Source organism: Klebsiella sp. OBRC7, from assembly GCF_000293135.1.
Lineage (GTDB): Bacteria > Pseudomonadota > Gammaproteobacteria > Enterobacterales > Enterobacteriaceae > Klebsiella > Klebsiella michiganensis.
Genome location: NZ_ALNJ01000070.1, coordinates 1 through 6231, shown reverse-complemented (window position 1 = coordinate 6231; position 6231 = coordinate 1). Strand labels below are relative to the sequence as shown.

Sequence of the window (6231 nt, the reverse complement as noted above, 5' to 3'; positions counted from 1 at the left end):
CACTGGAGCACCTCAAAAACACCATCATACACTAAATCAGTAAGTTGGCAGCATCACCCGCAGCTCATTATGCCCCTGCTTTTGGCAACCTGGCATACTGCTTCAATATCAACTAATTCCAACAGTGGGTTAGTGGGCGTTTCGATCCAGATTAGACCTGTATTCTCTTGAATATGGCGCTCTACTGACGCCAGATCATTAAGATCGACATAACTGAATGTCGTACCTGAAGTTTGTTTACGCAGACGTTCAAACAACCGATAAGTACCGCCATAGACCCCTTTCATTACTAATACATGGGAATCCTTAGGTAGCAATTCCAATATAAGTGCAGTTGCTGCCATACCGGAAGCGGTTGCCGTAGCATAGATACCTCCTTCCAACTCAGCCAAGGCGGTTTCATATGCATATCTTGTCGGGTTACTGCAACGGGAATAACAAAACTCCCCTTCTTCGCCTAAATTTGGCTGAATGAAGGAACTGGCGGTAGTAATCGGTGGAAAAATAGCATTATTGCCCCGGTCAACTTGATCTCCGGCATGGATAACCAGAGTCGCGATCGATTTTGATTTGCTCATTATTTGTCCCTTTAAATTTTAACGATAGCCCGCCGATCATTATTAATAATGACGTTAGGCCACGCGGTTAAACCGTAATATTTATTTACGTGTCATTATACTGATAATTTCTTTATCTGTTTGCCTCATTGGCGATAACACTAATTTACATAAATTATTGATAGAACCTTCAACATCGCAGGAAACAATGCCATCACGCTCCCCTGCAACACTATTTTGTTGCGCCATCAACACCGACTTAAATGCACAGGCGGTAGCGGTAGACACTTTCATGGCACAACTATTTGATGCACCATCGCAAATAATGCCACTAATATCACTGATCATATTACTGACCGCGTAGGAGATAGTTTGAAAATCTTGGGTCAATAACCAACTCATACCTGCCGCCGCCCCCATTGCTGCCGTTGACGCCGCACACAATGCAGACAATCGGGTATAACGCATATGAATTGAGATTGCGGCTAGATGGGCCAACGCTAATGCCCGGGCCAGTGTTTCATCATCTGTATTAAGATGTCGGGCAAGTGTCACTACCGGCATTGTCACGGTAATCCCCTGATTACCAGAGCCATAATTTGACATCGCGGGTAAGGGTGCGCCGCCCATACGGGCATCTGATGCCGCAGTGGTGTTGATCAACATTTGACTCAGTAAGTCAGTGCTGATAAAGCCATTTTTTCTGGCTTGCGACAACGCGCCACTCACGTTCAAACCATAGTTCTTCCTTTGCCCCTCGTCAGAAAGCGCGGTATTAATCTCAGCACTTTTCAGCATAAACATGATGTCTTTAGCGGCGACATCGGTTACAAATTTAAATGCGTCGTTAAGGGAAAATTCGGGTAGTACCCCACTATCATTGGCGGCAATTAGGTCTCGGACTAATATTTGCTTTATATTATTAATATAAACTTCAGTGACATTAGTATGGCTACCTTGAATCACTACCCGGCACTGATCACTAAGACTATATAGCGTAATATCGATAAAAATAAAATCCGTAGCATCTACTGCGTTTAGACACACGTTACCTGATTCATTAAATATATAGGCTTCGGTAATTTGTGTCGCAGTAATATCTTTTAATACTTCTAAATCGGCATCCGCGTTACCACCAATAGCCCCTATTGCCGCCGCAAGAGTGACTCCGCAATAGCTTGTTCCCGGAATAGTGACTCCCATCGCATTTTTATACAGATTCTCCGATATATTCCCCGTTATTTTTAATATCGGTGCGTTGAGATATTTAGCAGCCACTGCGGCAGCATACGCAATAGCAATAGGCTCAGTACAACCTAATGAAAGTTTCACTTCCTTTTTCAACCAATCGAGTAATTGTTGATGTGTTATTTTTTGCATTTGAAGTAATTAATCAGTGATTTGGATTATTTTTATCTTAGGGTTTTACGGGGAGAAATACTTTTCCTATTTTCTTGTTGTTTTTAATGCTTGGAGAATATTGTTCTCTTTAACAAAAAAGATAACCACAGAACAATTTAAATAAAAACATATTAAAAACAATGAAATAGATAACTCAAACACCATTAATCCCTTACTCAATGAGATACTAATCACAAAACAATAAAGAGAATATTTTCCCCTTAGACGCAATTATTCGCCTTGAATCATTAAACTAGACGATAAAAAAGGCGAGTTAGCTACTGCCAACTCGCCTCAGATAAAACCAACCGGTGCTGGTTTAGATATCAACCCTGCGCAGGGGATTGCTGCATCGTCCAGTTGAGCACTTGAGTGGCTAACTGGTCACTGGCCAGGCCAAAGGCCTGAACCACCTCGTTCATCTCGTTACCTTTTATCGGTTGGCGAATGTCAAACTGGCGAGTCGCAATAATCCTACGATCTGAAATTCTTACCAGCCGAGCATCAAAACGGATCAGCACTTCGCTGCTACCAACATGGTATACCCCTTGGAACGCGGACAGATCACCACTCAACTCCACATCAGCCTGCAAGCTATCATCGTCGCTACTGACTGCACGGATTCGCCCATCGCTACGGAACGCCTGAATAAGACGATTGCGCACCAAAATCGGCGCCGAATCACTCCAACGGGAGTTTTTATAAACCGCAATCTCCTGGCCCTGAGGCTGCACCGCTATGCGTGAGCTATTAAGAAACTGGTTCGTCGCCGGTTGTGAAACCCGTAATGACCAGTTTACTGTCTGCGCGTGTGGCACACTGACTGCAGGTGGCACCGGCAGAAGATAAACTTGTGATACAGGGGCCGAAGGTAAAATGGTGCAGGCAGAGAGCAGTATCGCCCCCCCGGATATCATCAATAGCCACACGCGGCGGCCTGCATAGCGCATCACATTAAAAGAGAGCATTAAGGCGTAAACTCCTGTGTTCTTTCACGGCCGCGCAACAAGGCCGCTGGGTTTTCTTCCAAACGAGAAACGGCGGCACGTAATGTCGCTAATGTTCTGCGCAGCTCATCTACTGCCGGCCCCAGCTCATTCATCCCTTGCATCCCGTTATTGAGTGAGGTTTTATTTTCACTCACCAATTTATTGAGGATGGTACTGGTATTTTGCAACGATGCCATGGTTTTGGCGGCATCACTGACCAGTTGTTTCCCCTGCCCATCCATTAAGCCGTTAGCATTACGCAGCAGGCGATTGGTTTGAGTCAGTGTCTCATTAGCCTGTTTACTGGCCTGCGCCAACTGCTGCAACAGGGTACGGAGATCACCACGTTGATCAGCCACAGTTTGGGTGACCAGCGCGAGATTATCCAGTGTCGTTACTAGGCGCTGCTGGTTATCCGGTGCCAGCAACTGGTTCAAACGCACCAACACTTCATTCGCATTGGTCATGAAATTCTCACCGTTAGCCAGTAACTGGCTCATCGGCGAAGGGGTAGCAATAATGATAGGAACCTCGTCATCTTTGCCCTCCAGCAACGGGCTGGTCTGGCTGCCACTGCTGAATTGAATATTTGAGGTGCCGGTAATACCCGCGACGGTGAGACGAGCTTGGGTATCTTCGCGTATCGGAGTAGATGCAGAAACGCGAATACGTGCCCAAACCTTATTCGGATTGTCTCGGTCCAGGCGTAATTGCGTCACCTCACCGACTCGAATCCCGCTGTACTGAACGGTGCTACCCTGTGACAGGCCACTCACAGGCTCATTGAAAACGATATCGTACAATCTGAACTGGCGATCAGAACCGGAATTTGTCAGCCATAGGCAAAACAGCAGCGCGGCACTCACCACAATAAGAGTGAACAAACCAATAACGACATGATGAGCACGGGTTTCCATATTACAACCTCTCTCCACTGTTAATTGCCGCTGCCTGATAAGCAGCCCGGCCACGTGGGCCATGAAAATACGCCTGAATCCAGCCATCATCAGTCGCTGCAACTTTATCCAGAGTATCAACCACCAGCACTTTTTTCTGCGAAAGCACCGCCACACGATCACACAGTGTATACAGCGTATCCAGATCGTGGGTCACCAAGAATACCGTTAGATTGAGGGCATCCCGCAGGGTGCGGATCAAACTGTCAAACGCCGCCGCACCAATGGGATCAAGACCCGCAGTCGGTTCATCAAGAAACAGAATATCCGGGTCCAGTGCTAAGGCACGGGCTAGCGCAACACGCTTGACCATACCACCCGACAGAGATGCTGGATACTTACTGCCAGTGCCCGGCGGTAGCCCAGCCAGTGCCAGTTTAACCTGAGCCAATCGCTCAGCCTCAGACCGGGGTAATCCGGCGTTTTCTATTAATGGTAATGCCACGTTCTCGGTCACGGTTAGAGAACTGAACAGTGCGCCTCGTTGAAATAATACGCCGAATCGGCGCTCGACCATGGCGCGGGATTGACCTGACAGTGCCATTAAATCCTTGCCAAAAACATGAATTTTCCCGTCAGTCGGACGACGTAACCCAACAATACTGCGTAACAGAACAGATTTACCGGTACCCGAGCCACCAACCACGCCAAGAACTTCGCCGCGCTTAACATCAAGATTCAACCCTTGATGCACGCACTGTACGCCAAAGCAGTTAACCAGATCGCGAATTTGAATGATTGCATCTTGCGTCATTTGGCTCACCACCCCATTTCCATGAAAAATAGCGCTGCCACGGCATCAAGCAAAATCACCACAAAGATCGAATGCACCACACTGGTGGTGGTATGAACCCCGACTGATTCAGCACTACCGGTTACTTTGAACCCCTCCAGACAGCCAATAATAGCAATCAGGAAAGCAAAAATAGGGGCTTTACTTATTCCCACCAGAAAATGCTGCAACCCATTACTGTTTTGCATAATCGACAAAAACATAGTGGGAGAGATATCCAGTGTTAAGGCACACACCACCATGCCACCGAAAATACCGCAAACCATGCCAATAAAGGTTAGCATCGGCAGAGAGATCAATAGTGCCAAGACGCGCGGTAGCACCAACAGTTCGACCGGATTCAAGCCCAGTGTTTGGATAGCATCAATCTCTTCATTGGCTTTCATCAAGCCAATTTCAGCGGTAAAAGCACTGGCTGTTCGCCCTGCCATCAGGATCGCGGTAAGCAGTACCGCAAATTCACGTAGAAAAGAAAATACCACCAAATCGACGGTAAAAATGCCCGCGCCGAAAGTAGTGAGTACGGTTGCACCGAGAAAGGCGATAACTGCCCCCACCAAAAAGGTGAGCAACATAATGATCGGCACAGCATTGAGGCCAATCTGTTGAATATTGGCAATTAATGAGGTAATGCGCCAGCGGGAGGGGCGAAAAAGTGTTCCCAGCAAGGTTTCCAGCGCCAGACCAATAAAGCCCAATAGTGACTTAATATCTTGCCATAAGTTATCTACCGAACGGCCGGTATTAGCCAGCATCTCAAGCCAAAACCGTGTGGGTTTTTCAGACAACTCAGGGGTTAAGTCAGGCAATACATGGCTTACCGTTTCAAGTAATATCCTCCGCTCTTCTGGCAATTTAGGCGCAAGTTCGCGTAAATTTGCTACACGGTCCTCACCCAGAAGCAGAGCTAACAACGTTGCACCGGCGGTATCTAACGCCCCCAGTTGGTTGAGATCAAATACCCCCCCACTGGGCATATTAGCGCGCAATTGCGCAACGCGCGGCTCCAAAACGCAGTAATGCGCCAACACCCAGTCCCCCCGGATATAAACTCTGGGGGGCTGAGCCGCGCTATCGAGATCAAGTTGTGCGGGGGACGTTTGCTCAGTCATTGCTCAGACCTTACCTATTTCAAACTCTAATGTTTCAAACCCTAAATAGGTATATCACACAGTTAAGTAAGAGTAATGACTGTTTAATTAATGAAGTGTTAACCACACCCTAATCAGTGAGGTGTGGCACGCTGTTTGCCCAATTGCCGTATTTTCCTCTCTGGCAGGGTAAACCAAACGACTACCGCCAGCAGAATTAACAGTACGCTGGCAGTACCTAATACCAGACTATGTGAGGCAGAAAAGGCCAGTTTGGCGCTGCTCAGTAGATGCTCGTCCCCACCAAGGCTATTGACCACCTGAATGGTTTCACTGATAGAAGCACTGGCCTGTGTAACCAGATCAGCGGGTAAATCTGCCGGCACTGTTGCAAATAGTCGGTGGTGATAAACTTATCATCCCCTTTTGCTGATGGAGCTGCAC

At 47.3% G+C, this 6231-nt stretch carries 5 protein-coding genes and 1 pseudogene; all 6 read right to left on the bottom strand.

Annotation, left to right across the window (positions count from 1 at the left end):
* Window positions 1–59 precede the first annotated feature (59 nt).
* Window positions 60–578, bottom strand: a pseudogene (locus HMPREF1144_RS14125) (PLP-dependent transferase); the annotation flags it as partial.
* Window positions 579–659: 81 nt separating this feature from the next.
* Entirely contained in the window at window positions 660–1937 is a 1278-nt protein-coding gene (locus HMPREF1144_RS14120) for a serine dehydratase subunit alpha family protein (protein WP_001515737.1), read from the bottom strand.
* Window positions 1938–2284: 347 nt separating this feature from the next.
* Window positions 2285–2926: an ABC-type transport auxiliary lipoprotein family protein gene (locus HMPREF1144_RS14115; protein ID WP_000948259.1), complete on the bottom strand. Its 642-nt coding sequence runs from the start codon at window positions 2924–2926 to the stop codon at window positions 2285–2287.
* Window positions 2926–3864, bottom strand: coding sequence for an MlaD family protein (locus tag HMPREF1144_RS14110; RefSeq protein WP_000449980.1), 939 nt, complete (start codon window positions 3862–3864; stop codon window positions 2926–2928). The genes HMPREF1144_RS14115 and HMPREF1144_RS14110 overlap by 1 nt, the downstream gene beginning before the upstream one ends.
* A gap of 1 nt (window position 3865) precedes the next feature.
* On the bottom strand, window positions 3866–4657 hold the full coding sequence (locus tag HMPREF1144_RS14105) for an ABC transporter ATP-binding protein (protein ID WP_001325019.1): 792 nt from the start codon (window positions 4655–4657) through the stop codon (window positions 3866–3868).
* Between the two features lie 5 nt (window positions 4658–4662).
* Complete coding sequence (locus HMPREF1144_RS14100) at window positions 4663–5808, bottom strand: MlaE family ABC transporter permease (protein WP_001325018.1); 1146 nt, start codon at window positions 5806–5808, stop codon at window positions 4663–4665.
* Window positions 5809–6231 lie beyond the last annotated feature (423 nt).

Excerpts from the sequence above, each read along its gene's own strand:
- HMPREF1144_RS14120 (WP_001515737.1), bottom strand. The coding sequence starts at position 1,937 with ATGCAAAAAATAACACATCAACAATTACTCGATTGGTTGAAAAAGGAA.
- HMPREF1144_RS14110 (WP_000449980.1), bottom strand. The coding sequence starts at position 3,864 with ATGGAAACCCGTGCTCATCATGTCGTTATTGGTTTGTTCACTCTTATT.
- HMPREF1144_RS14100 (WP_001325018.1), bottom strand. The coding sequence starts at position 5,808 with ATGACTGAGCAAACGTCCCCCGCACAACTTGATCTCGATAGCGCGGCT.
- HMPREF1144_RS14115 (WP_000948259.1), bottom strand. The coding sequence starts at position 2,926 with ATGCTCTCTTTTAATGTGATGCGCTATGCAGGCCGCCGCGTGTGGCTA.
- HMPREF1144_RS14105 (WP_001325019.1), bottom strand. The coding sequence starts at position 4,657 with ATGACGCAAGATGCAATCATTCAAATTCGCGATCTGGTTAACTGCTTT.